Source organism: Ferroplasma sp. Type II (assembly GCF_000496155.1).
The window spans coordinates 1-872 of sequence record NZ_KI542803.1; the positions used below are offsets into that span (position 1 = coordinate 1).

The 872-nt window shown below is 37.6% G+C and carries 1 protein-coding gene and 1 pseudogene; both read left to right on the forward strand.

The window, feature by feature from the left end:
* The coding region (locus AMDU4_RS12430; RefSeq protein ID WP_021788297.1) for a hypothetical protein at positions 1-509 on the forward strand (509 nt) is incomplete at its 5' end.
* 1 nt (position 510) lies between these two features.
* Positions 511-872: pseudogene (locus tag AMDU4_RS12435) on the forward strand (methionine synthase); the annotation flags it as partial.

Below are 872 nucleotides of genomic sequence, written 5' to 3' on the forward strand. Positions count from 1 at the left end.
AGTGGAGATATTTTAATGCTTTTCTTCCGTCTCCAGTGTCATTCTTTAAGATGTCAAGAAGCAGTATACCCTACAGTGAGTTTCAGGAGAAAATTGAAAATATTTACACTGGCATACTAAAGGAATTCGGTCTCAAATCCCTGGTTCTCTATGATCCGATTCCCTATGAAAAAACAGATGTACTTGATATTAGCCCAATGAAGGATTTCAAAATAAAACTGATTACGACCGGAAAACTTTACAGTGGCAATGTAAATGGAAATCCATATTCCATAATAGTGGATTACAGTGCAGAAAATTTCAAAATTTCATCAGAAAAATCGAAGGTACCCGGTGTAAAGCTTGTTGATGGCTACAACACCAGAATGGAGACTCTTTCGGATATAAATGGAAAAATAGAATCACTTGATGCTGACAGGATAATAGTGAGCCATAGCGAATATTTTGATTTTCTGCCAAGGATTATTGCAGACAGAAAACTGGATCTTATGTCAAATATAGGTGAGTAAAATGGGCAAATATTTAATATCGCAGGAAATAGGAAGTTTCAGGAAGCCTAAATACCTCAGCACAGTATTCCATAAGATATATGGAACAGAGGAATATTACAGACTTTCTGAAAAAGCCACAGATGAGACAATAGAACTATTAAGTCACGCCGGATTAGACAACATAGGCGTTGGAGGGGAAATGTTCAGGTGGGAAATGTACGAGCACCAGGCTAACAGAATCGACGGCATAAAATTCTATGGCCCGGTAAGGTCATTTGACAACAGGTATTACAAGAAGGGAAGTATAGTAGATGACCTTTCCATCAAGGAATCGTTTCACTCTGATGAACTGGAATACCTACTTTCAGGGGATTATGATAA